General features: G+C 58.1%; 24 protein-coding genes, 2 tRNA genes and 1 pseudogene. 15 read left to right on the forward strand and 12 right to left on the reverse strand.

Annotated features, from left to right (window positions below):
- Nucleotides 1-60 precede the first annotated feature (60 nt).
- From hpxX to hpxZ, 3 genes are read left to right on the forward strand one after another with little or no spacing between them, the layout of a single operon-like run.
- Nucleotides 61-249, forward strand: coding sequence for an oxalurate catabolism protein HpxX (hpxX, locus tag DEO48_RS04925; RefSeq protein ID WP_109844551.1), 189 nt, complete (start codon nt 61-63; stop codon nt 247-249).
- Nucleotides 246-1,643 carry an AtzE family amidohydrolase gene (locus DEO48_RS04930; protein ID WP_109844519.1) on the forward strand — a complete coding sequence of 466 codons (1,398 nt, stop codon included), beginning with the start codon at nt 246-248 and terminating at the stop codon, nt 1,641-1,643. The genes hpxX and DEO48_RS04930 overlap by 4 nt, the downstream gene beginning before the upstream one ends.
- Nucleotides 1,640-2,026 carry an oxalurate catabolism protein HpxZ gene (gene hpxZ, locus DEO48_RS04935; protein ID WP_109844520.1) on the forward strand — a complete coding sequence of 129 codons (387 nt, stop codon included), beginning with the start codon at nt 1,640-1,642 and terminating at the stop codon, nt 2,024-2,026. The genes DEO48_RS04930 and hpxZ overlap by 4 nt, the downstream gene beginning before the upstream one ends.
- A gap of 48 nt (nt 2,027-2,074) precedes the next feature.
- On the opposite strand, the gene puuE is transcribed toward hpxZ, so the two are convergent.
- From puuE to DEO48_RS04950, 3 genes and pseudogenes are all read right to left on the reverse strand, one after another.
- Nucleotides 2,075-2,974 carry an allantoinase PuuE gene (gene puuE, locus DEO48_RS04940; RefSeq protein WP_375232164.1) on the reverse strand — a complete coding sequence of 300 codons (900 nt, stop codon included), beginning with the start codon at nt 2,972-2,974 and terminating at the stop codon, nt 2,075-2,077.
- Nucleotides 2,892-3,768, reverse strand: a pseudogene (gene hpxA, locus DEO48_RS04945) (allantoin racemase). The gene puuE and the pseudogene hpxA overlap by 83 nt, the downstream one beginning before the upstream one ends.
- On the reverse strand, nt 3,768-4,484 hold the full coding sequence (locus DEO48_RS04950) for a GntR family transcriptional regulator (protein WP_010429412.1): 717 nt from the start codon (nt 4,482-4,484) through the stop codon (nt 3,768-3,770). The pseudogene hpxA and the gene DEO48_RS04950 overlap by 1 nt, the downstream one beginning before the upstream one ends.
- A gap of 144 nt (nt 4,485-4,628) precedes the next feature.
- Between DEO48_RS04950 and DEO48_RS04955 the strand changes: the two genes are divergently transcribed.
- Nucleotides 4,629-6,125, forward strand: a complete 1,497-nt coding sequence (locus tag DEO48_RS04955; RefSeq protein ID WP_023311055.1) for an NCS1 family nucleobase:cation symporter-1 — start codon at nt 4,629-4,631, stop codon at nt 6,123-6,125.
- Between the two features lie 103 nt (nt 6,126-6,228).
- Nucleotides 6,229-7,545 carry a guanine deaminase gene (guaD, locus tag DEO48_RS04960; protein WP_109844522.1) on the forward strand — a complete coding sequence of 439 codons (1,317 nt, stop codon included), beginning with the start codon at nt 6,229-6,231 and terminating at the stop codon, nt 7,543-7,545.
- Here the strand turns inward: guaD and uraH are convergent.
- Nucleotides 7,525-7,848 carry a hydroxyisourate hydrolase gene (gene uraH, locus DEO48_RS04965; protein ID WP_047174519.1) on the reverse strand — a complete coding sequence of 108 codons (324 nt, stop codon included), beginning with the start codon at nt 7,846-7,848 and terminating at the stop codon, nt 7,525-7,527. The two genes, guaD and uraH, sit on opposite strands and share 21 nt — an antisense overlap.
- Nucleotides 7,845-8,345, reverse strand: coding sequence for a 2-oxo-4-hydroxy-4-carboxy-5-ureidoimidazoline decarboxylase (gene uraD, locus DEO48_RS04970; RefSeq protein ID WP_109844523.1), 501 nt, complete (start codon nt 8,343-8,345; stop codon nt 7,845-7,847). Before uraD ends, uraH begins: the two co-directional genes overlap by 4 nt.
- Nucleotides 8,346-8,583: 238 nt before the next feature.
- Between uraD and hpxO the strand changes: the two genes are divergently transcribed.
- The 3 genes from hpxO to DEO48_RS04985 are packed head-to-tail and all read left to right on the forward strand — an operon-like array spanning nt 8,584 to nt 11,737.
- Nucleotides 8,584-9,738 carry an FAD-dependent urate hydroxylase HpxO gene (gene hpxO, locus DEO48_RS04975; RefSeq protein ID WP_109844524.1) on the forward strand — a complete coding sequence of 385 codons (1,155 nt, stop codon included), beginning with the start codon at nt 8,584-8,586 and terminating at the stop codon, nt 9,736-9,738.
- Between the two features lie 17 nt (nt 9,739-9,755).
- The gene (hpxD, locus tag DEO48_RS04980) at nt 9,756-10,790 is read left to right on the forward strand and encodes a molybdenum cofactor-independent xanthine hydroxylase subunit HpxD (protein ID WP_109844525.1); all 1,035 of its coding nucleotides are present in this window, start codon (nt 9,756-9,758) and stop codon (nt 10,788-10,790) included.
- Nucleotides 10,791-10,801: 11 nt separating this feature from the next.
- A complete protein-coding gene (locus DEO48_RS04985) occupies nt 10,802-11,737 on the forward strand; it encodes a PDR/VanB family oxidoreductase (protein ID WP_109844552.1) in 936 nt (311 codons plus the stop codon).
- A gap of 43 nt (nt 11,738-11,780) precedes the next feature.
- Here the strand turns inward: DEO48_RS04985 and DEO48_RS04990 are convergent.
- Nucleotides 11,781-11,868: transfer RNA gene (locus tag DEO48_RS04990), tRNA-Ser, on the reverse strand.
- Between the two features lie 277 nt (nt 11,869-12,145).
- On the opposite strand from DEO48_RS04990, the gene DEO48_RS04995 reads away from it, so the two are divergent.
- The 5 genes from DEO48_RS04995 to DEO48_RS05015 all read left to right on the forward strand — a co-directional run bounded on the left by DEO48_RS04995 (nt 12,146) and on the right by DEO48_RS05015 (nt 17,283).
- The gene (locus DEO48_RS04995) at nt 12,146-13,282 is read left to right on the forward strand and encodes a D-alanyl-lipoteichoic acid biosynthesis protein DltD (RefSeq protein ID WP_109844526.1); all 1,137 of its coding nucleotides are present in this window, start codon (nt 12,146-12,148) and stop codon (nt 13,280-13,282) included.
- A gap of 128 nt (nt 13,283-13,410) precedes the next feature.
- Complete coding sequence (locus DEO48_RS05000) at nt 13,411-14,529, forward strand: MBOAT family O-acyltransferase (RefSeq protein ID WP_109844527.1); 1,119 nt, start codon at nt 13,411-13,413, stop codon at nt 14,527-14,529.
- Nucleotides 14,526-15,959, forward strand: coding sequence for an AMP-binding protein (locus DEO48_RS05005; protein ID WP_109844528.1), 1,434 nt, complete (start codon nt 14,526-14,528; stop codon nt 15,957-15,959). The genes DEO48_RS05000 and DEO48_RS05005 overlap by 4 nt, the downstream gene beginning before the upstream one ends.
- 17 nt (nt 15,960-15,976) lie before the next feature.
- Complete coding sequence (locus DEO48_RS05010) at nt 15,977-16,195, forward strand: acyl carrier protein (RefSeq protein ID WP_008499867.1); 219 nt, start codon at nt 15,977-15,979, stop codon at nt 16,193-16,195.
- A 251-nt stretch (nt 16,196-16,446) separates the two neighbouring features.
- The gene (locus tag DEO48_RS05015; RefSeq protein ID WP_023311045.1) at nt 16,447-17,283 is read left to right on the forward strand and encodes an alpha/beta fold hydrolase; all 837 of its coding nucleotides are present in this window, start codon (nt 16,447-16,449) and stop codon (nt 17,281-17,283) included.
- A gap of 125 nt (nt 17,284-17,408) precedes the next feature.
- Here the strand turns inward: DEO48_RS05015 and DEO48_RS05020 are convergent, their stop codons facing one another.
- The 3 genes from DEO48_RS05020 to DEO48_RS05030 all read right to left on the reverse strand — a co-directional run bounded on the left by DEO48_RS05020 (nt 17,409) and on the right by DEO48_RS05030 (nt 19,803).
- Nucleotides 17,409-17,666 (reverse strand): YjhX family toxin, encoded by a 258-nt coding sequence (locus DEO48_RS05020; protein WP_021240841.1) that lies wholly within the window; start codon nt 17,664-17,666, stop codon nt 17,409-17,411.
- A 290-nt stretch (nt 17,667-17,956) separates the two neighbouring features.
- A tRNA-Ser gene (locus DEO48_RS05025) sits at nt 17,957-18,044 on the reverse strand.
- A 130-nt stretch (nt 18,045-18,174) separates the two neighbouring features.
- The gene (locus tag DEO48_RS05030; protein ID WP_109844529.1) at nt 18,175-19,803 is read right to left on the reverse strand and encodes an ABC transporter substrate-binding protein; all 1,629 of its coding nucleotides are present in this window, start codon (nt 19,801-19,803) and stop codon (nt 18,175-18,177) included.
- Nucleotides 19,804-20,072: 269 nt separating this feature from the next.
- Between DEO48_RS05030 and yccA the strand changes: the two genes are divergently transcribed.
- Nucleotides 20,073-20,732, forward strand: a complete 660-nt coding sequence (gene yccA, locus DEO48_RS05040; RefSeq protein WP_023311042.1) for an FtsH protease modulator YccA — start codon at nt 20,073-20,075, stop codon at nt 20,730-20,732.
- Between the two features lie 87 nt (nt 20,733-20,819).
- Nucleotides 20,820-21,149, forward strand: a complete 330-nt coding sequence (tusE, locus tag DEO48_RS05045) for a sulfurtransferase TusE (RefSeq protein WP_047742287.1) — start codon at nt 20,820-20,822, stop codon at nt 21,147-21,149.
- Here the strand turns inward: tusE and yccX are convergent.
- Genes yccX through DEO48_RS05060 form a run of 3 tightly spaced genes read right to left on the reverse strand, consistent with a single transcriptional unit; the run spans nt 21,146 to nt 22,795 of the window.
- The gene (gene yccX / locus DEO48_RS05050) at nt 21,146-21,427 is read right to left on the reverse strand and encodes an acylphosphatase (protein WP_023311040.1); all 282 of its coding nucleotides are present in this window, start codon (nt 21,425-21,427) and stop codon (nt 21,146-21,148) included. The two genes, tusE and yccX, sit on opposite strands and share 4 nt — an antisense overlap.
- A gap of 11 nt (nt 21,428-21,438) precedes the next feature.
- Nucleotides 21,439-22,227 carry an AraC family transcriptional regulator gene (locus tag DEO48_RS05055; RefSeq protein ID WP_109844530.1) on the reverse strand — a complete coding sequence of 263 codons (789 nt, stop codon included), beginning with the start codon at nt 22,225-22,227 and terminating at the stop codon, nt 21,439-21,441.
- Between the two features lie 10 nt (nt 22,228-22,237).
- Nucleotides 22,238-22,795, reverse strand: a complete 558-nt coding sequence (locus DEO48_RS05060; protein ID WP_023311038.1) for a kinase inhibitor — start codon at nt 22,793-22,795, stop codon at nt 22,238-22,240.
- Between the last annotated feature and the right edge of the window lie 34 nt (nt 22,796-22,829).

Below are 22,829 nucleotides of genomic sequence, written 5' to 3' on the forward strand. Positions count from 1 at the left end.
TCGAAGGGGCATTTGACCCGCGCAGCAACGGCGCGGCCGCCGGATTTTGAGGAGAAAACAATGACGACACAACAACCCGACTGGCAGGCGTATCTGGCGCAAATGGAGTCCGTGCTCGGCGTGACGCTGGACGATGCCCGCCGCGCCGAGCTGCAGGTGCAGTTCAGCCGCATTGCAAACATGGCCGCCCCGCTGATGTCGCTGCCGCTCGACGACCGTCTGGAGATCGCAGGAGTGTACAAAGCATGAGGCTACACGAGATGAGTATCAGCGCGATCCAGCATGCTCTGGGCGCGGGCGAGCTGAGCGCTCGCGAGATTGCCAGCCAGACGCTGGAGGCGATTGCGCGCGTGAATCCGCAGATCGGTGCCTGGACCGCCGTGACGGAAGAACGCATGCTCGCCGAAGCCGACAATATTGATACCCTGCGACGGGAAAAGCGTCCCCTGCCGCCGCTGGCGGGCGTGCCTTACGCGGTTAAAAATCTGTTCGACGTTGCCGGCCACACCACCCTTGCAGGGGCAGAGCTGTTCAGCCAGCGCCCCGCCGCGGCCGCTGACAGCTTCGCGGTGCGCCAGCTGCGCAGCGCGGGCGGGCTGCTGACCGGGATGGTGAACATGGACGCCTACGCCTACGGCTTCACGACCGAAAACAGCCACTACGGCACCACACGTAACCCGCACGATCTGGCGCGCATTGCGGGCGGGTCGTCCGGCGGCTCGGCCGCCGCCGTAGCCGCCGGGCTGGTGCACTTTTCGCTCGGCACCGACACCAACGGCTCGATTCGCGTTCCGGCCTCCCTGTGCGGCATCTACGGCCTGAAGCCCACCTTTGGCCGCCTGTCGCGATCCGGCAGCCATCCGTTTGTCGCGAGCCTGGATCATATCGGCCCCTTCGCCCGCCGCGTGTGCGACCTGGCGTCCGTGTATGATGCGCTGCAGGGACGGGATACCAGCGACGGTTTTCAGGCCGAGTGCTCCCGGGAACAGACGCGCCCCCTGCTCGATCGCGGGCTTGATGGCCTGCGCTGCGCGGTGCTCGGCGGCTATTTCACCACCTGGTGCGACGCAGACGCCAGAGACGCCGTGGCGCGGGTGGCGAAGGCGCTCGACGTGCAGGATGAGCTGCAGTTCCCTGATGCCGAGCTGGCGCGCTCCGCGGCGTTTATCATCAGCGCCTCCGAAGGGGGAAATCAGTACCTGCCCGCGCTTCGCCGCGAGCCCGAGCGTTTTGAACCGCACTCTCGCGAACGCCTGCTGGCCGGGGCGATGATCCCCTCCGCCTGGTACATTCAGGCCCAGCGGTTTCGCGCGCACGCCCGGCAGGCGTTTAAAACCCTGTTCGCGCAGGCCGACGTGCTGATCGCCCCGGCGACGCCGCGCAGCGCGACGCTCGCGGGTGAGCAGACCATGGAGATTAACGGCCAGCCGCTCCCCATTCGCGCCAGCATGGGGATGCTGACCCAGCCGATTTCATTTCTGGGCCTGCCCGTGACCACCGTTCCGCTGCGCACCGCCCAGGGTGCGCCGATTGGCCTGCAGCTGATTGCCGCGCCGTTTAACGAGCAGGCCTGCCTGCGCGTAGCGCGCGTGCTGGAAGAGAGTGGGATCGCCGACGCGCGTCCGGCGGAGGTGGCCGCATGATGAATCACGATGACATTAACCTGCCGTGGGTAGTTGCCGAGGTGACCGCCGCGTTTTACCGCTATGAAGACGCGCTGGTGAGCAACAACGTTGCGGTGCTGGACGAGCTGTTCTGGCACGACAAAAACACGGTGCGTCTGGGGGCGGGTGAAAACCTGTATGGGATTGATGAAATCCGCGCCTTTCGCGCGGCGCGCCCCGCCGCCGGGCTGCAGCGGACGCTGCGTCACACCGTGATTACCACCTTCGGGGAGGATTATGCCGTGTGCAGCACCGAGTTTACCCGCGAGGGCACGGATCGCATTGGCCGCCAGCAGCAGACGTGGGTGCGGTTTGCCTACGGGTGGCGGATCGTGGCGGCGCAGGTGAGTTTGATGTCGTAGTCGTAGGCCGGGTAAGGCGCAGCCGCCACCCGGCAAAACATCGCACACTTACTTCTTAAACGGATGCACATCCCGCCAGTGGTCGGCAATCTGCTGGCGGGTACAGACCCACACCCGCTCGTGCTGCTGCACGTAATCCAGGAAACGCTGCAGCGCGCGAAACCGCCCCGGCCGCCCCAGCAGGCGGCAGTGCATGCCGATGGACATCATCTTCGGCGCGCGTTCCCCCTCTTCGTACAGCACGTCAAAACTGTCCTTCAGGTAGGTATAAAACTGCTCGGCGGTGTTAAACCCCTGCGCGGTGGCGAAGCGCATGTCGTTAGCATCCAGCGTGTATGGCACAATCAGGTGTGGTTTACGGGTGCCGTCGCTGCAGGCCACTTCCGTCCAGAAGGGCAGATCGTCGCCGTAGTAGTCGCTGTCATAGTCGAAACCGCCGTGCTCCACCACCAGCTGGCGGGTGTTGGGGCTGTCGCGCCCGGTGTACCAGCCCGTCGGTGGCTTGCCAAACAGATCGGTCAGTACATGCACCGCTTTCTGCAGATGCTCGCGCTCCTGGCTGATATCCATATTCTGATAATGGATCCAGCGCCAGCCGTGGCTAACCACGTCGTAATCCGCCGCTTTGATCGCCTCAACAATATCCGGGTGACGCGCCAGCGCCATCGCCACGCCAAAGACCGTCAGCGGCAGGCCGCGCTTTTGAAATTCACTGTGGATCCGCCAGAATCCGGCGCGGCTGCCGTATTCGTAGAGGGAGTCCATCGACATGTGTTTATCAGGGTAGCTGGCCGCGCCGATAATGTCCGACAGGAACTGCTCTGAACCGGCATCCCCGTGCAGAACGTGGTTTTCCGCCCCTTCTTCATAATTGAGCACAAACTGCACGGCGACGCGCGCCTGATTCGGCCACCTCGCGTGCGGCGGGTTGCCCGCGTAGCCGCGCAGATCCCGCGGGTAATCCTGTTCAAAAAGCGCCATTACGTCTCCCCTCATCTTCAAAATGGATTCAGTGCCTGAAACTGTCCGCTTAACGCTTTTTTCTCCGGGAACGCCAGATCCCCGTGCTTGCTGGTCGACAGCCCCAGCGCCACCAGCGATTCCACCATCTTCACCGCCGCGCTGACGCCGTCGATGACCGGCACGCGCAGCTCGCGCGTCAGCTCCTGCGCCAGCGTCGCCATGCCGCCGCAGCCCAGCACGATGGCGCCGCAGCCGTCCTCCTTCAGCGCCTGTATACAGCGCGCACGCACCTTCTCCTGCGCCAGACCGCTGCCGTCTTCCAGCGCCAGCACCGGGAGATCGATAGCGTGCAGCGCCGCGCAGCGATCGTGAAAGCCATACTGGTGCAGCAGATGGCGGGCAATAATCAACGTGCGCGGCAGCGTGGTGACCACCGAAAAGCGCGTCGCCACCAGCGTCGCCATATGCATGGCGGCTTCCGCAATGCCTATAACCGGCCCCTGCGCCAGCTCGCGCGCCGCCAGCAGGCCCGGATCGCCAAAGCAGGCGATGACGTGACCATCCACGCCCTGCTCTCTGCCGAGCTTAACCTGTTCGAGAACCCCCACGGCGGCGATGGCCTCATCAAAGTGGCCTTCTATAGACGGCACGCCCGCGCTCGGGCAGACCGCGAGGATCTCCGTTCCCGGCGCCGCCACCGCGCGGGCCGCCGCGCCGATGGTTTCCGTCATCGCGAGGCTGGTGTTGGGGTTAATCACTTGTATACAGACAGAGGACATTACGACTCCTTGTGGCCGGCAAACAGCCGGGCAAAATCAGGCAGGCACTCGCCCGCCCGCTCGAAGCAGAGGCTGGCGACGATATGTTCAAAATGGTGCATTAAGGCATCGCTTAGCGGCTGGAGCGCCTTCTGGCGCAGCAGATCCACAAGCTGTTCGTGATCGTTGCAGCGGCACCCCTGACGCCACGGCGCGCCCCAGGTGGCAATCACCAGCGACGAGCGCTGGCTCAGGCCGGTCACCATTTCCGTCAGCACCTGGTTGCCGGAGATGGCCTGCAGCTGAATGTGGAAATTGGCGGAGTGGCGAATTGCCGCCGGGCCGTCGTACGCCTCGTGCGCCTGCTGCTCCTGGCGAATAATGGCTTCCAGGGCGGCAAGGTGCGGCGGCTGGCAGCGGGCCAGCACGTCTGGCAGGTTTGCGACCTCCAGCAGGGCGCGGGTGCGGAAGATGTGCTGCGCCTCTTCCACCGTCGGGCTGGCAACGTGTGCACCACGCTTGGGCGTTAAGGTGACCATTTGCACAGCGGCGAGTCGTTGAAGCACCTTGCGGATGCCCGTGCGGCTTACGCCAAACACCTCGGCCAGCGCCTCTTCCGGCAGTTTGCTCCCCGGCAGCAGCTGATGTTCGACAATCGCGGTCATCAGCGCCTGAAAGATCGATTCATCTTTGTCATGCAGGTCTGGCGCTGTCTGCAGGGCATTTATGTTGTTCATTCACCACTCCGTCTTTTACTCTTCGTTATCGAATCGTATACATAAAAATAAAATATTGCATACAAGATTTATTATTTTGGCCTGGATCCTGCAACACCGTCTGCACTCCCGCTTAACGGGTTTTCATTCACAGGAGCAGGTTTCATGCCAAACAGTCAAAACGCGCAGCAGGGTACGGCCGCTGATTCCGGTGCGGTTTACAGCCCACGTCTTTGCAATGAGGATCTGGCACCGACGCGTGACCAGAACTGGAGCTGGTACAACATTTTTTCGTTCTGGATGTCGGACGTTCACAGCATGGGGGGTTATGTTGTCGCCGCGAGCTTCTTTACGCTCGGGCTGGCAAGCTGGCAGGTTCTGCTTTGCCTGCTGGTGGGAATTTGCATCGTGCAGCTGTGCGCCAACCTGGTGGCCAAACCGAGCCAGATGGCGGGCGTGCCCTATGCGGTGATCAGCCGTCAGGCGTTTGGCGTCTTCGGAGCCAATATTCCGGCGGTGATCCGCGGGCTGATTGCCTTCGCGTGGTACGGTATTCAGACCTATCTGGCCGCCAACGCCCTGATGCTGGTGGCGCTGAAGTTCTGGCCGTCGCTCTCTTCGCTTACCACAGGCGCGTTCCTGGGCCTGTCGCATCTCGGCTGGATCTGCTTTGCCATTATGTGGGTACTGCAGGCGATGGTTTTCTGGCACGGCATGAACGCCATCAAGCGCTTTATTGATATCGCCGGTCCGGCGGTCTACGTGGTGATGCTGGCCCTCGCAGGCTGGATTGTATACAAGACCGGTTTTGACGGCATTTCCTTCACCCTCGCCAGCAAATCCCTGAGCGCGGGCGAGCAGACCTGGCAGATGATCACCGCGACCGCGCTGGTGGTGTCTTACTTCTCCGGCCCGCTGCTCAACTTCGGCGACTTCTCCCGCTACGGCAAAAGCATGGGCGAGATCCGCCGCGGCAACCGCTGGGGCCTGCCGTTTAACTTCCTGCTGTTCTCCATCGTCACCGTGGTGATTGTCTCCGGCACCCAGTCGCTGTTTGGACGCATGATCACCGACCCGATCGAAACCGTCAGCCGCGTGGGCAACGATCTGGCCGTGGCGATTGGCCTGCTGACGATGATCACCGCCACCATCGGGATCAACATCGTCGCGAACTTTGTCTCCCCGGCGTTTGATTTCTCTAATTGCTCGCCGCAGAAAATCAGCTTCCGCACCGGGGGCATGATTGCCGCCGTCGGCTCGATCCTGCTCACCCCGTGGAACCTGTTCAACTCGCCGGAGCTTATCCACTACACCCTGGACGTGCTCGGGGCGTTTATCGGCCCGCTGTTCGGCATTCTGATTGCCGACTTCTACCTGATTAAGCGCGGCAAGGTGTCGGTTGACGATCTGTTCGACGACACGCCAAAGGGCAAATACTGGTACCGCAACGGCTTTAACCCGAAAGCCATCGGCGCGCTGATCCCGTCCGTTGCCGTGGGCCTGGTGATTAGCTTCATCCCGGCCCTGCATGAGGTGGCGAACTTCAGCTGGTTTATCGGCGTCTTCCTCGGCGGCGTGACCTACCGCTGGCTGGCGCGGGAAGATCGCGAGACGGCGGGCGCGACGTCGTTCAGCTCCCGCGTGGCAACGCAAAAAGAGTAAACCCCCTCCTTCCGGCCGCAGCTTAGCTGCGGCCCGTTCATTCTGGCACCGTTCTTGCTGCGCCTTCTCACCCCGCTACGCAAACACTAAGGCAGGAACCATGATGGATTACCAGACAGCGATCCGCGGCGCATTTTTTGATATTGCCCAGGCCTGCGACAGCGCAGACGCGATTGCCCAACACGCGCGCTACCTTGAGGACGGGCTGCTGTTTATACAGAGCGGGAAAATTCTGGCGCACATGCCGTGGCAGGAGGGTGAGCAGTATCTTGACCCCCACAAGGGCTACACCGACCTGCGCGGCAGGCTGCTGTTGCCCGGTTTTGTCGACACCCACGTCCATTATCCGCAAACGGAGATGATCGGCGCCTTTGGCGAACAGCTGCTGGAGTGGCTGACCACCTATACGTTCCCGGTGGAGAGCCAGTTTTCCGATGAAGCCTACGCGAAAGAGATCGCCGAATTTTTCATTCAGCAGCTGGTGAGCAACGGCACCACCACCGCGCTGGTGTTTTGCACGCTGCATCCGGAATCGGTAGAGGCGCTGTTTACCGAAGCCCTGCGCCTGAACATGCGCCTTATCGCCGGAAAGGTGATGATGGACAGACACGCGCCGGACTATCTCAGCGAAGACGCGAAGCAGAGCTACCGGCAGACGCGCGAGCTGATCCAGCGCTGGCACCACCGGGGACGCTTGGGGTATGCCATTACCCCGCGCTTTGCGCCGACCTCATCCCCCGAGCTGCTCGCCGCGGTCAGCCTGCTCAGAGAAGAGTTCCCGGATACCTGGATGCAGACCCACCTGAGCGAAAATCCCAACGAAGTGGCCTGGGTGAGCGACCTCTGGCCGGAGCACGAGCGCTATCTGGACGTGTATCACCACTACGGCCTGACCGGCGAGCGCAGCGTGTTTGCCCACGCGATTCACCTTCACCACAGCGAGTGGCAGTGCCTGCACGACACCGGTTCGGCGGTGGCGTTTTGCCCCACCTCTAACCTGTTTCTCGGCAGCGGGCTGTTTCGCCTGCCCGCCTGCTGGCAGCACAGGGTGCGGATGGGCATCGGCACCGACGTCGGTGCGGGAACCACCTTCAGCATGCTGCGTACCCTGGGGGAGGCCTACAAGGTCGGCCAGCTTCAGAGCTACCGCCTGCGCGCCAGCGAGGCCTTTTATCACGCCACGCTGGGCGGTGCGCACGCCCTCAGGCTCGACGATAAGATTGGCAACTTCGCGCCCGGCAAAGAGGCGGATTTCGTGGTTATCGACCCTGACGTGACGCCGCTGCAGCGCCTGCGCAATCGCCGCTGCCAGGATATCTACGAGCAGCTTTTTGTGCTGATGACCCTCGGCGACGAGCGCAACATCAGCGAGACCTGGGTCAACGGCGAGCGGGTGTGGTCAACTGCCCCGGTAGGTTGACCACCCGCCGGGCGCAATCACAAACGGCAGGTGGAAATGTTCGTCTGCCGTTTCTCCCGTCACAAAATCAATTTGCGCGCAGGGCCAGATCGTGTCGCGACCGGTTTCGCTAAACCACGCGCCGATCTCCGCCACCAGCCGATAGCGGCCTGCGGGCAGAGAGGGAACGAACGCGGCGATGCGCCCCTGGGCGTTGGTCACGCCCGTGGCCAGCGTGTTCCCGTCCTGTTGTAGATGAACCGTCACGCCCTCTGCGGGTTTGCCCGTCGAGATATCCAGAATATGGGTGCTAAGTGTGCTCATTCGCTAATGACTCCTTCCAGCCGTAGCAGCGTAATTTCCCGCAGCTGTTCCAGCGCTGCACGGACTTCCTGCGCGTCGCTGTTCTCCAGCCGCGCGTGCAGCGCCTGTAAAATCTCCTCGCCGCTGCGGCCCTTCGCGCGGATCAGAAACACGCGTCCGAAGCGGGCCTCGTAGCGGGCATTGCCCTCGCGCAGCGCCCGGGCAAGGGCAGCATCGCCTTCATTCACCGCGCCCTGCTCCTGGCGCGACAGCGCCGCCTCCGCCTGTGAACCTGCGGGCTTTTCCCCGATGCGCGGATGGGCGCTCAGGGCCTGCACCAGCGCCGCTTCGTCCCAGTTTTGCGTCAGCGCGTTTGCCGTACTGAACAATTCGTCCCGGCTGGCGTATGGCCGCCCCAGCGCCAGCGCATCGGCCCAGCCGGGGAGCGCCACGCAGGGATGAATCAGCGCTAACGCCTTTTCGTGAGGAAGATGATTGAAGTCGTGCAGTGCGATCATAGCGTCTCCTTTATTGTCTTCCTTCGGGTATTGCACAAACCACGCCACTCTGAGCGCGGGCGTGAAACAGTCGATTCCACAAGGTCGACCAGGAAATTTTTGATTCAAAAAAAGGCACGCTCACCGCGTTTGCGCACCTTAGCAGTGCAAACGTCTCCCTCACAACGCCGTTTTCGCCACTCTGCAGCCTGGTACGCAAATTGCTGAATGTCTTTACACCCTGCAAAAGGAGAGAAGCATGAGAGCAATCGTCATTGGTGCGGGTATTGGCGGCCTGAGCGCCGCCGTCGCGCTGAAGAAAGCGGGCATCGACTGTACCGTGTTTGAAGCCGTCAAAGAGATCAGGCCCGTCGGGGCGGCCATCTCCATCTGGCCTAACGGCGTGAAATGCATGCAGCACCTCGGCATGGGCGACATCATCGAGACGTACGGCGGTCCGATGCGTTTTATGGCCTACAAGGATTACCGGCGCGGCGACACCCTGACCCGCTTCAGCCTTGCCCCGCTGGTTGAGCGTACCGGCGGGCGTCCCTGCCCCGTCTCGCGCGCCGAGCTTCAGCGCGAAATGCTGGACTTCTGGGGGCGCGATAAGGTGCAGTTCGGCAAGCGCGTCGAACGCGTCCATGAAGACGACGCGGGCGTGAACGTGACCTTCACCGACGGCACCACGGCAGCCGGCGATTTTCTGATTGCCGCCGACGGCAGCCACTCCGCCGTGCGCCCGTACGTGCTGGGGTATACCCCGGAGCGCCGCTACTCCGGGTACGTGAACTGGAACGGGCTGGTGAAGATTGACGAAGAGATCGCCCCGGCGCACCAGTGGACCACCTTCGTTGGCGAAGGCAAACGCGTGTCGCTGATGCCCGTCTCCGGCGGACGCTTCTACTTCTTTTTTGACGTACCGCTGCCCGCGGGCCTGGCGGAGGATCGCACCACCCTGCGCGCCGACCTTACGGGCTACTTCCGCGGCTGGGCGCCGCCGGTGCAGAAGCTTATCGCGGCGCTGGATCCTGAAACGACCAACCGCATTGAAATCCACGACATTGAGCCGTTCGACAGCCTGGTGCGCGGCAACGTCGCGCTGCTCGGCGATGCCGGACACAGCACCACGCCGGATATCGGCCAGGGCGGCTGTGCGGCGATGGAAGACGCCGTGGTGCTGGGAGAATGCCTGCGAGAAAACCACAACATCACGCTGGCGCTGCGGCAGTACGAGGCGCTGCGCTGCGACCGGGTGCGCGACCTGGTCCTGAAGGCCCGTAAGCGCTGCGACATCACCCACGGGAAAGACATGGCGTTGACGCAGGCCTGGTATCAGGAGCTCAAAGAGGAGACCGGCGAGCGCATCATCAACGGTCTGTGCGAGACCATTCAGGGCGGCCCGTTAGGCTGAACGTAAGAGGGATAACGATGAACAGAGAACCGACTCCACCCGCCCACTGCACGTTTGAGCCAGAGGACTGGCTGCGCCTCGCGAAATGCTGGCATCCGGTCGCGCGCGCCTGCGACGTTGGCCCGGCACCGGTCAAAGCGACCCTGCTGGATGAACAGCTGGTGATTTACCGGATTAACGACCAGGTCGTGGTCGCCCGTGACGTCTGCCCGCACCGCGGCGTGCCGCTGACGCTCGGCTTTCACGATGAGCATGGGATTATCTGCCCCTACCACGGCCTCCGCTTTGGGGAGGACGGGCGCTGCAACCGTATTCCGTCCAGCCCCGATCAGCCCGTTCCGGCGAAGCTGAACCTGATTAACTACGCCGTGGAAGAGCGCTTCGGCCTGATCTGGACCTGCCTGGCGTTTGACCCGGACAATCCTGTACCGCTGCCCACCATGCCGCACTGGGATGACGACGGATTTCAGCAGATCAACTGCCCGGCGTTTGAGGTGAACGGCTTTGCCGGTCGTCAGGTAGAGGGGTTTCTGGACGTGGCGCACTTTGCCTGGATCCACACCGATACCTTTGCCGATCCCAGTAATCAGCTGGTTCCCACCTATCAGCCGCAGGAGACGTCGTTCGGTTTTGTTGCCGATTACTGGAGCTCCGTGAGCAACTATCCCGCCAGTTCACCCGTGCAGGCGCCAGAAGGGTTCCAGTGGCTGCGCCATTTTGAAATGCATCTGCCGTTTACCGCCACCCTGACGATTCATTTTCCGGGAGAATCGAGACTGGTCATTATGAACGCCGCATCGCCCGTCTCGTCACGTGTAACCCGCATGTTCGCGCCGATCGCGCGTAACTTTGACCTGCATATCCCGGTGGAAGATGTGCATGCCTTCAATCTGCGGATTTTTGAAGAGGATCGCCTGATGGTCGAAACCCAGCGCCCGGAAAGTCTGCCGCTGGATCTGACCCTGGAAGCCCATATTCCCGCCGATAAAAGCTCAATTGCCTACCGTCGGGGGCTGAAGAAGATGGGCTTTGGCGAATTTTTCCTCGTATGACGGAGGCCGATATGCTGAGCGTAATTGTTGACGGGCTGTGGCGCGAGGGCGATAAAAGCCTCGCCGTCAGGCTGGTAGCTGAAGACGGTAACGCGCTGCCGGCGTGGCAGCCCGGCGCGCACATTGATGTGCACCTGCCCTGCGGCGCGGTGCGCCAGTATTCCCTGACCGGGGCATGTGGAGACGAGAGCTATCTTATCTGCGTGGGGCGGGAAACTGCCTCGCGAGGCGGATCGCGCTACGTTCACGAGACGCTGCGACCCGGGCAGAAATTAGCGATTTCTGCTCCGCGCAATCTGTTTCCGCTGCATCAGGCTGAGCGGGTGTTGCTGCTGGCGGCAGGCATTGGCATTACGCCGCTGTATGCAATGGCCCTGCAGCTGAAGGCGGCCGGAACGCCGTTTACGCTGCACTATTACGTCAAACGCCGCGAAAGCGCGGCGTTTACGCGCGAACTTTCCCGGTTCGGTGAGTGCCAGATTCATACCGCCAGCCCGCGCACGGCGCTGGCAGAACATCTTCCGGTGGCTGAGTCGGGGCTTCACGCCTGGATCTGCGGTCCGGCAGGGTTTATGGAAAAAGTGCGAGACGTGGCGACGGCCAGGGGATGGGATGATGACCATCTTCACAGCGAGGCGTTTCAGCCTGTGGCCCCTGCCGCACTCGGTGACGCGGGCGAGATCTTTACGGTCAAACTCGCCTCGACCGGGGAGCGCTGGCCGGTGCCTGCGGATAAGACCATCGCTCAGGTATTACAGGAAAACGGCGTGGACGTGCCGCTGTCATGCGAAATGGGGATCTGCGGGGCGTGCCTGACGCCGGTGATTGACGGCGTGGCGGATCACCGGGATAGCGTGCAGTCGGAGGCGGAAAAAAGCGCAACGGACCAGCAGGTGGCGCTGTGCTGCTCGCGGAGCCATTCCGGGGAGCTGGTGATTGCGCTGTAAAACGAAAAAACCCTGCGATATTGCTATCGCAGGGTTTCGAATTTGGCGGAAGCGTAGAGATTCGAACTCTAGAACCCTTTCGGGTCGCCGGTTTTCAAGACCGGTGCCTTCAACCGCTCGGCCACGCTTCCAAAGTGAGGCGCACTATAAACATCTATTAGCGCCTTGTAAAGCAGGAATTTTTCTATTTTTACCCACCGGCGTTTGACTGCGCAAAAATTACCCATACGCTGCTCTCACGTCACTCACCTCGACCTTGTACATACCGTAACATAGCAACGCTCATCCTTTTAAATCGCTCTGGTATAGAATGCCTCAAAAATAGAAGGTCATTTGTTGTGTAATTGTTATAAATCTGAATTCCCGCAGATTTTAGACATTACTGCCATGCAGTGTTACGGGTTGATGATGAAAATCAAAAATACGCTTTGCTTACATATCCTGATGGCGACCCTGGCCATTTTGTTCCTCTGTGTTCACCCGCTGGTGACGAGCTTCAATCCGCCCCTCACCTTCCAGCCGCTGATTAAATCAATGGCGGGCACGCCTAAAGAACAAGCGGAAAAAATTGCGACTATTTCCCATGCCTTAGAAGGGAATGCTATTTTCTTCATTGGCGCATCTGAGGTTGCCACCTCAGAAGATGAACATTACGCTGTATATAATTACTTTAATAAGCAATTGCACAAACCCGTCGTGGCGTATGGCGATGCGTTCGTCGATGATGAAACGCAATTTTTACTGTTATCACGTTTTAAAAATAGCCTTAACGCAAACAGTAAAGTTGTTCTGCTTCTGGCACCTGACAGCTTTTACTCAAAAGGGCTGCCACCGGCTATCTATGCCGATAATTTTCCCGGCTCTATTTTTAATCCACTGATGAAGGATCCGCAGGCGCGCCCGCTGCTGGTTAATTATTTAAAGCATATTGATAGTAAAGAAATAAGCCATTTAACCTTTGGCCAAATGCGCGTCTTTGGCTGGCACCCCGATCTGATGTGGGACGAGCTGAGCTTCCAGTTTGCCAACGTCTGCACCCTGATAAAAAACGACTGGCTGGCGCTGCTCAACATCACACCCCAGACGGTACAGCCCTGGCCGCAGCAGCCAACCGCCCATATTGCCCCCGACTGGGATAAAGAGCTGGCGAATGCGCGCGAGTTAAATAAAAAACGCCAGCAGAGCGCGGCTACCCTGTGGATGGACAAAACGATTTACGAAGAGGACGGTAAGCCGCAACAGTGGGATGACACGCCGGTTGTGCCTGCGCAAATCGCCGCCTTCAGTAAAACCGTCCAGCTGCTTAAAGAACATCACGTGCAGGTGATTGCTATCGTCGACCCGGTTAACCCCTGGGCGCTTTACAATACCGATACCTTCCGCCCGGTGGATAAGCAAATTAAAACCATTCTGGAAAAGAACCAGATCCCTTATTTAGATATGTACGCCATGCCTTATCAAAATGGATGGAACTGGGATCGTTTGCACCCTTCCGAACTGGCCTGGGTTCCTATGATTCGCTTTATTGCACAGAGTTTTAAATAATGAAAATCGCGATCCGTCTTTTTTTCCTTTATCTCCTGCTGGCGATCACTATCGTCGCGTGGACCTCTGTCGATGACAGCATGAGTATGCAGCTGCATTTTGAATATCAAAAGTTCTGAGGCCGAATGATGTACAGCTCAGGAATGTTTTTTGTTTATTTATTTTCATCCGCGCTGGCGTTTGCGCTGGTTAATCGCGTATTACGCCATCGTCTGACCTGGTTATCTGCGCTCTCTGTTCTGACGGCGCTGGGATGGGGATATATATTTCAGGGTGATTATATTGTCCCTGTCGCCGTTTTTTTCAGCTTTTATGTTTTTGCCACGCTAAAAGAGAAGGGATGGTTAAAAACGTGGCAGGCGGTCGTTCTGACATTATTGCCGCTGCTGCTGGTGAAATTACATTTAAATAACCACTGGGGCATGATCGGCCTCTCTTTTATGACGTTCCGCGCGCTGGACGTGCTGCTCTATCGCAGTAAAAAAGAAGGTCAGAACTTCCTGCACTATTTCTGTTATCTGTTTATGCCCTTTATTATCCTGGCCGGCCCAATGTACCGCTGGCGGACATGGATGAGTGACGTAAGCAAGCCCGTATTTGCCCTTAACCGTGAACAGTTTTTAGTCGCGTTAGAGCAAATCATTACCGGCATTGTCCAGAAGTTCCTGTTTGCCATGCTGATTGATTCGCTTGTCGTGCAGCCCTGGAGCCATAAGCCGTTTACGCTGACCGTGGGCGTGGTGATGTCGATTGCCTACAGCACCTACCTGTACTTTGATTTTGCGGGCTACAGCAATATGGCCATCGGCGCAGGCCGCCTGTTTGGACTCAATATTCCGGCAAACTTCAACATGCCGCTTCTGGCAAAGAACCCGCAGGATTTCTGGCGCCGCTTCCACATCAGCTTGTCTGAATGGCTGCGCGATGTGGTCTTTATGCCCGTTTATATGAACCTGATGAAATTCAACTTTTTCCGTCAGAACAAAACGCTGGCGCAAAATATCGGTATTTTTTGCACCTTATTCTGCATGGGGGCATGGAATGGCCTGGAACGCCATTACGTCATCAGCGGCGCGCTGTTTGGCGCGATTTCCGTCGCTCACAACATGCTGCTGTGGTCAGCCAAACGCAGCCCGGTGTTACATCGCGGCCTGCAGTATCCGGCTGTTGCGTTTTTAGGGCGAATTCTGACGCTGGGAAGCGCCGCGGGATCCCTTTACATCTTTAGTGGAATGTCACCTCTATGAAAAATCACTCCGATCTTCAGGAACTGCAGGATTTCTTACGTGCGGCATTATGCGATCCCGCCTCCCCGCAGCAGTTGGCCATCAGCAGCAGCGACGAAGCCTTAAGCTGGCTACAGCTTTCCGCTGCCGTGACGGACTGGGCGCAGCGCTATCAGCGCTGCCAGCCTGTTGCCGGTACGCCGGTCGTATTGTACGGACACCAGCAGGCCGAGTTCGCCGTGGCGATTTATAGCTGCCTGCTGCACAACATTCCGTACATCCCGGTAGACTGCATCTATCCGCAGGAGCGCCTGCGGGAGATCTGCCATCTGGCCAGCGCCCCTTACTATTACGACGTCGCGACCCGGCAGTTCATCGCCACCGGGGAACCGGGCAAGGTACTGGAGGAGCAGGATCTGGCCTATATCATGTTTACCTCAGGCAGCACCGGCAAGCCTAAAGGTGTGCAGATTGGGCGTGAAAGCGTATGGCACTTCATGAAATGGGTCAGCCAGGACTTTTCACTGCCGGAAAAACCGGTCCTGATGAACCACGCGGTATTCAGCTTTGACCTCTCCCTGATCCCTTTGCTGGCGAATCTGGCGATGGGCGGACACATCGTGCTGAACGCCAAAGAGGACATTCAGAAAGAGAACTGGCTGGAGCGACTGAAAAGCAACGCGGTCTCCGCCTGGGTTTCGACCCCCTCTTTTGCTTACCAGCAGCTGCTTTCCCCGCAGTTCAACAGCGAGTATTTGCCCACACTCAACGTCTTTATCTTCATTGGTGAAGTGCTCAATAAGGCGCTGGTTAAACAGCTTCGCCGCCGCTTCCCGCAGGCCAAAATCATTAACTCCTATGGCCCTACGGAAGCGACGATCGCGACGACCGTGGTTGAAATCACGGATGCGATCCTCAACAGCGACAGCGCCGTGCTGCCGGTGGGGGTCATGATGCCTGAGAGCAAAATGGAAATTTCCGCCGACGGCGAGCTGATTATCTGGGGTAAAAACGTCATGCGCGGCTATCTCGGCCTGCCGCAGGAGAACGCGGCGAAATTACTCCGTCGGGAAGATGAAGCGTTTCGCGGCTACCGTACCGGCGATCTGGGCTATGAAGCGGGGCTCATCTACTGCCAGGGCCGCAACGACAGCCAGGTCAAACTGAACGGTTACCGTATTGAAATCAACGAGATTGAAAACCGCCTGCTGGCGATGTCCGGCATCAACGAAGCGGTGGTTCTGCCGCTGATGAAATCCTGCGGCAGCGTGCTGCGCATTGCCGCGTTCTGCGTGACGGATATGGCGCCGGACACCATCAAAACGTCGCTGTCGAAGGTGGTTCCGCACTATATGGTGCCTTCACAAATTATCGTAAAAGACGCTTTGCCGCTGAATCCTAACGGCAAAATTGACCGCAAGCTGCTGGACGCTTACGCCCGCACAAATTAATGACTCCAGGAAAAATTATGGAACAAGAAATTCTCGCCCTGTTCGAAAAAGTGTTATCCCGTAAGGTGGGCTTTCACGATGAACTGATTGAATCCGACATTCTCGACTCCATCCTGGCGGTCGATATGGTGCTGGAAGTGCAGGACGTTTACGGCTGCATGATCCCGCCAACTGACGTGGCGACGGTGCTAAAAACCCCGGCGGACCTGGCCCGCTATATTGAAGAAAACCGCTAAACGCCCCTGCTATTAATGCAGCCCTGAAGGCTCTGTAGGATCGCTCCAGAGCCTTCATTCCTTCCCCCTCCCCCTGAACGCTCTCCTGCTCCCTTTCACAGGAATGAAACCGACTGCTTTTATTATTTCTCCTACACTTTAGGAGTACTGTCGGTACGGGAAACAGAAAAAAGCCAACTTAATTAAGGCATTAATGATTCGCTGTGCGCTCAGCCGGGGAACGTTTTGCCTTTAACAGAGGAGTCTGCGGTATGGCATTCGTAACAACGAAAGATGGCGTCAATATTTACTACAAAGACTGGGGCCCAAAAGAGGCTCAGCCTATTGTTTTCCACCACGGCTGGCCGCTAAGTGCCGATGACTGGGATAACCAGATGCTCTTCTTCCTCGCGGAAGGCTATCGCGTTATCGCTATCGATCGTCGCGGTCACGGGCGTTCGGACCAGGTGAGTGAAGGCCACGATATGGATCATTATGCGGCCGACGCGTCGGCCGTGGTGGAAAGCCTGGATCTGCGCAATGCTGTGCACGTCGGTCACTCCACCGGCGGCGGCCAGGTCGCCCGCTATGTTGCGCAGTATGGGCAACCGCAGGGGCGCGTCGCCAAAGCGGTGCTCGTCAGCGCCGTGCCGCCGCTGATGGTCAAAACGGACGGTAACCCCGGCGGGACGCCCATCGAGGTTTTCGACGGCTTCCGCAAAGCGCTGGCGGCTAACCGCGCCCAGTTTTACCTCGACGTCGCCAGCGGTCCGTTCTACGGCTTTAATCGGGATGGCGCGGACGTTTCACAGGGGACGATCCAGAACTGGTGGCGTCAGGGAATGATCGGCAGCGCCAAGGCCCACTACGAGGGGATTAAGGCGTTTTCGGAGACCGACCAGACGGAAGATTTAAAGACCATCACGGTTCCCGTTCTGGTGATGCAGGGCGACGACGATCAGGTCGTGCCGTATAAGAATGCTGCCCTGCTGCAGGACAAGCTGCTGGCGAACAGCGTACTGAAAATTTACCCGGGCTTCCCGCACGGGATGCATACCACGCACGCGGATACCATCAACGCGGACATTCTGGCCTTTATCCGCTCTTAAACGTCGCCTTTATTGCCGGGTGGCGCTGCGCTTACCCGGCCTACATTCCTGCATCCGTAACGATATCCCTGAATTGCACCGTTCAATGCATGAACGCCACCCGCGGGTGGCGTTGTTTATTCCGCTTAGCGATTATCCAGCTGGGCACGAACGTTGTTCAGCCCGGTGGTGTTGATGCGGTATGGCTGCCCGTTCACGGATCGGATCAGCTTTTTGGTGCGGAGTTTTTTAAAGACGCTAAGCGTGCAGTCGCTCAGTACCAGCCCTTCACGGGTGTAGCACTCAACGGAAGTAACGCGGCCAGAGCTGTCGCGGACGTGCACAATTCGTCCACCTTTGGCGAGAACGTGTAAGGTACGTTGTTCCTGACGGGATAAATTCATACTGGAAAACCTGTGTAATCATCATGCGTAAAAACGAGCCCACACCCGCAGGTGCGCGCGTAAGGTTTAAGCGCAGCGATAACCAGTCCGTCCTGAAAAGGGCGGGAAACTGATTATCTGATGAAAACATTCTCCAGCATCAAAGCCTCGGTAAGAGATAGCAATATATTTACAGGGTGAATGATAACGCCTGTTTTTTACAGGGAAATGGCAGGGACTTAAAAGTGTGAGGAGGATCGGCAAATCCAAAAGAAAAACCCCAGGTTAACGAGTAACCTGGGGTTTATATCTGGCGGAAGCGCAGAGATTCGAACTCTGGAACCCTTTCGGGTCGCCGGTTTTCAAGACCGGTGCCTTCAACCGCTCGGCCACACTTCCTAAGTGAGGCGAACTATAAACACCTCACCGCGAGCTGTAAAGAGTGGCTGCACTCGTTCGCTGTAAAAATAGTCAAAACGTGTTTAATCGGTTGAACTGACGACACATCGACGATTTTATCAGCACAGACCTAGTGTTTTTTGATGTACATGTCTTTCGTGAAATAGTAGCCCAGCTTATCCGGCGTAAATCCGCCTACCCACGGTTTGACCAGGTGCGTACGGACGTAGTGATAAACCGGAATGGCCGGTACATCACGCCCCAGCAGATCTTCCGCCTGCTGGTAGAACTTACCCCGCTCTTCCGTTGTTTTGGCTTTTGCGGCATTGAGCAGCGCGCGATCGTAGTCCGGATTGCTGTACTGGCTGGTGTTTTCGCTGTCTCCCGTGCGGAAGTTGTTCAGGAAGGTCGCCGCATCGTCGTAATCGGCAATCCACGCGTACCGCACCGCGTCAAAGTTGTGGGTGTGCATGGTGTCCAGCATGGTTTTCCACTCCTGGTTTTGCAGCTTTGCCTCCACGCCAAGGTTTTTCTTCCACATGGAGCTGGCGGCAATCGCGATGCGCTGGTGCGATTCAGAAGTATTGTAGAGCAGGTTAAAGCTCAGAGGATGGCTGGCGTTATATCCGGCCTCGTTTAGCAGCTTTTTCGCCTCGGCGATGCGCTTGTCCAGAGGCCAGCTGGCGTAATCCGGGTTCTGCAGCTTAACGCCGCCGATATCCGGCTGGCTGATGAGCCACGCCGGGCGCTGCCCCTGCCCTAATACTTTCCCGGCAATGATGTCTTTATCCAGCGCCATGTTGAGCGCCTTACGCACGCGCGCATCGTTGAACGGCGGCCGGGTGGTATTGAATTCGTAGTAATAGGTCGCCAGCTGCGGAGAGACATCCAGTTGGCTGCCCAGAGTCTTCTTAAGCTGGGCAAACTGGTTGATCGGCACCGTGTACACGATATCAATTTCACCCGCTTTATAGCGGTTCACATCCGCGGCTTCGGAGGTGATAGGCAGATACGTCACCTTGTTGATCAGGGTATGAGCATTATCCCAGTAGCGCGGGTTGCGCTCCGCCACAATGCGTTCGTTGACCACCCACTGTGAAAGCTTATACGCCCCACTGGTGACGATATGTTCAGGCTTGGTCCACTTGTCGCCGAAGCGGCCAATCAGCACTTTATCCACAGGCACCAGCGACGGGTGCGCCAGCATTGCCAGGAATGCCGCATTAGGCTGAGTCAATGTCACTTCCAGCGTGGTGTCGTTAATGGCTTTCACGCCCAGCGTATCGGGGGCTTTTTTCCCTTGAGCGATATCCGCACCATTTACGATGTGCATGTTGCCTGGATAGCTGGCATACGGTGAAGCGGTTTTAGGATCAACCAGACGCTGCCAGCTCCAGACCACATCTTCCGCGGTGATGGCAGTGCCGTCGCTCCAGGTGATGCCCGGGCGCAGATGGAACGTCCAGACGGTGTTGTCCTTGTTCTCCCATTTTTCCGCCAGCCGGGGCTGAACTTCACCCGACGGGGAAACGCTGACCAGCCCGTCGAATAAATCACTGATAATATTGAATTCGACGTCGCTTTCGACTTTATGCGGGTCGAGCGAAGCGGGCTCATTACCGTTGTTCCTGACCAGTTCCTGCTTATCGGCCAGCTGCGTTCCTGCCGGCACGTTAGCCGCCCAGGTAGCCGTGCTGGCGCACAGGATCCCTGCGGTTAACAAAGAGAGCGTAAAGTGAGTGCGTGTTTGTGGTTTCATTTCCTTCGCCTTATAGTCTGTTTTATGACGATCCGGAAATAACTCTTAGCGTTCGAATGGTAATAACGCAATATTTTTCAGTAACCTATAAGAGCTTGATCTGATAAATTGCCGCAAACCGCTGTTCATACTGGCGAAACGGATTTCTGCAGAAGAAATAACCACCTCCAGCGCTAACGTGCTGAGTAAAGATGGGTAAAACCACTTTGAGACTGGCGTGCCGTTTCCTATTCTTTCCACTAATTACATCTGTCATAAGAGAGTGACTCATGGATCGTATAATTACTTCTTCACGCGACCGCACATCGCTACTCAGCACCCACAAGGTGCTGCGCAATACCTATTTCATGCTCAGCCTGACGCTGGCATTCTCAGCGATCACCGCGACCGCCAGCACCGTGCTGATGCTGCCGTCTCCGGGGCTGATCCTGACGCTGGTGGGTATGTATGGTCTGATGTTCCTGACCTACAAAACCGCTGACAAGCCCGTCGGTATTCTGTCCGCGTTTGCCTTCACCGGCTTCCTGGGCTACATCCTGGGGCCGATGCTGAACGCGTATCTGTCTGCCGGCATGGGCGACCTTATCGGCCTGGCGCTGGGCGGCACCGCGCTGGTGTTCTTCTGCTGCTCGGCCTACGTGCTGACCACCCGTAAGGACATGTCCTTCCTCGGCGGTATGCTGATGGCGGGTGTTGTGGTAGTGCTGGTGGGTATGGTGGCAAACATCTTCCTGCAGCTGCCTGCCCTGCACCTGGCGATCAGCGCCGTGTTTATCCTGATTTCTTCCGGCGCGATCCTGTTTGAAACCAGCAACATCATTCGCGGCGGTGAGACGAACTATATCCGCGCCACCGTGAGCCTGTACGTGTCGCTGTACAACATCTTCGTCAGCCTGTTGAGCATCCTGGGCTTCGCCAGCCGCGATTAAGTTACGGCGCTGTGAACCTGGCCCCGCTTATGCGGGGCTTTGTTTTTTGGTACACTGCCGCGGTTTTTGACTGACGCGTGAATGACTATGTTAAGTTTTGAAGGCAAAGAGATCGAGACCGATAACGAAGGTTATCTGAAAGAAAGTGCCCAGTGGAGCGAAGCGCTGGCGGAAGTGATTGCTGAAAAAGAGGCGATTACCCTCTCCCCCGAACACTGGGAAGTGGTGCGTTTTGTCCGCGAATTTTATCTGGAATTCAACACCTCTCCGGCGATCCGCATGCTGGTTAAAGCGATGGCCAGTAAGTTCGGCGAAGAGAAAGGCAACAGCCGCTATCTGTATCGTCTGTTCCCGAAAGGCCCGGCAAAACAGGCCACCAAGATTGCCGGCCTGCCAAAACCGGTGAAGTGTATTTAATACCGAATCCCGAAGTTTACGTATTCCCGCCCGGGTTGATGCGGTTCCGTTAACACCTTATCAACCCGCGCGCTGCGCGGCCCACCCGCCTTCAGCCACGCCATCAGCTTGTCGACCTGCTCCGCTTCGCCGCAGGCGACCACCTCAACGCTGCCGTCGTCCATATTTCGCGCGTATCCCGTTAGCCCAAGCTCAACCGCTTCGCGCTGGGTGCTGTAGCGGAACCCCACGCCCTGAACTACGCCGTGAACCCAGGCAATGGTGCAGACTTTTGACATTTTTCTTCTCCTTAACGTAGCGTTTTCGGCAAACAGCCATAGTGCTGCCGGAAACGGGCGGTGAAACGAGAGCTGGAAAGATACCCACATTGTAATGCGATTTCGCCAATTGGTAATCGGGTTGACTGGAGCTGTGACAAAGCAACGGCCATCCTCACCTCCTCCACGATCTGGCGAAAACTCTGCGACTCTTCACGCAAGCGTCTGCGCAGCGTCGGCACGCTTAAGGCCAGACGGCTGGCAACGTCCTGCGCGGTCCAGTCTCTGGCGGGCGACAGCATAATGAACTGCCGCACCTGCTCGGTCAGGTTACTGTTTCGCTCAACAAGCAGCGGACCCGCCACGCCATCGTGCAGCAGGGCCAGCAAAAGACCGAAAGCCTGATGTTTTTGCAGCGCCTCCGGCAAATCCTGACGCACGGCGTGCAGCAGGTTGTCCCACATAAACGCCAGCCCCTCGCTCAGCGGAGCGCAGAGCGAATGCAGCGTCGTGCGCGGCCAGGACTTCAGGTAATGCGCTTTAAACTCGGCGACAATCTCCGCGGACAACATCAGCAAATCCGAGTGAAACAGACCGTTTACAGGCTGATTGATTATCTCCATCGCCGTATTGGCCGGGATAATGATGAGCTCATCCCGTGTCGCTTCCAGACGGTTATCATCCTGAACTATCACCTTAGTGCCGTGAGTGATATGACAAATAGCCGGAAAAAAGAGCTTAACCTGGTGCAGGCGATGCATTTTGCTGGCAGTCACTTCACCCGCGGTAAGATGGTTATGTCGAAAATGAAACTCCTGCACCCTGCTATCCTTATCTGCTGTAGGTTGCTGTTAACTGAGCCTTTGCCAGAACGTGACTATTAAGCATAAAACCGACCAGCGCGCCGCTGGCATTGTTGTCGACGGGCAGTTTATCCACGTTCAGGGCCCAGACGGTAATTTGATAGCGATGAGGCTTGTCCCCTTCGGGTGGACATGCGCCGCCGAATCCAGAATAGCCGAAATCATTACGCCCCTGCACAACGCCGGCAGGTAATTTCTCGCCGTTCGGGTTACCGGCATCCGCGGGCAGCGTCATTGTCTTCGCCGGGATATTGGCTACGGTCCAGTGCCACCAGCCGCTGCCGGTGGGCGCATCCGGGTCATATACCGTAACGGCAAAACTTTTCGTACCGGCGGGCGGATTTTTCCACGCCAGCTGTGGAGAAATATTCCCACCGTGGCAGCCAAACCCCTCAAATACCTGCTGTTGCGCCAGCCGCTTTTCGCCGGAAATATCCCGGCTGGTGACGCCGAAAGGCGTTGTTGCTAAAACCTGAAAACTCATCGCCGCCAGAGCGGTTATTGCTATCACACTGCGCTTTTTCATGGGTGCTCCCTCTGCAGTACCGGAAGCCCCACTC

Source organism: Enterobacter sp. CGMCC 5087 (assembly GCF_003144775.1).
Taxonomy (GTDB): Bacteria; Pseudomonadota; Gammaproteobacteria; order Enterobacterales; family Enterobacteriaceae; genus Enterobacter; species Enterobacter cloacae_M.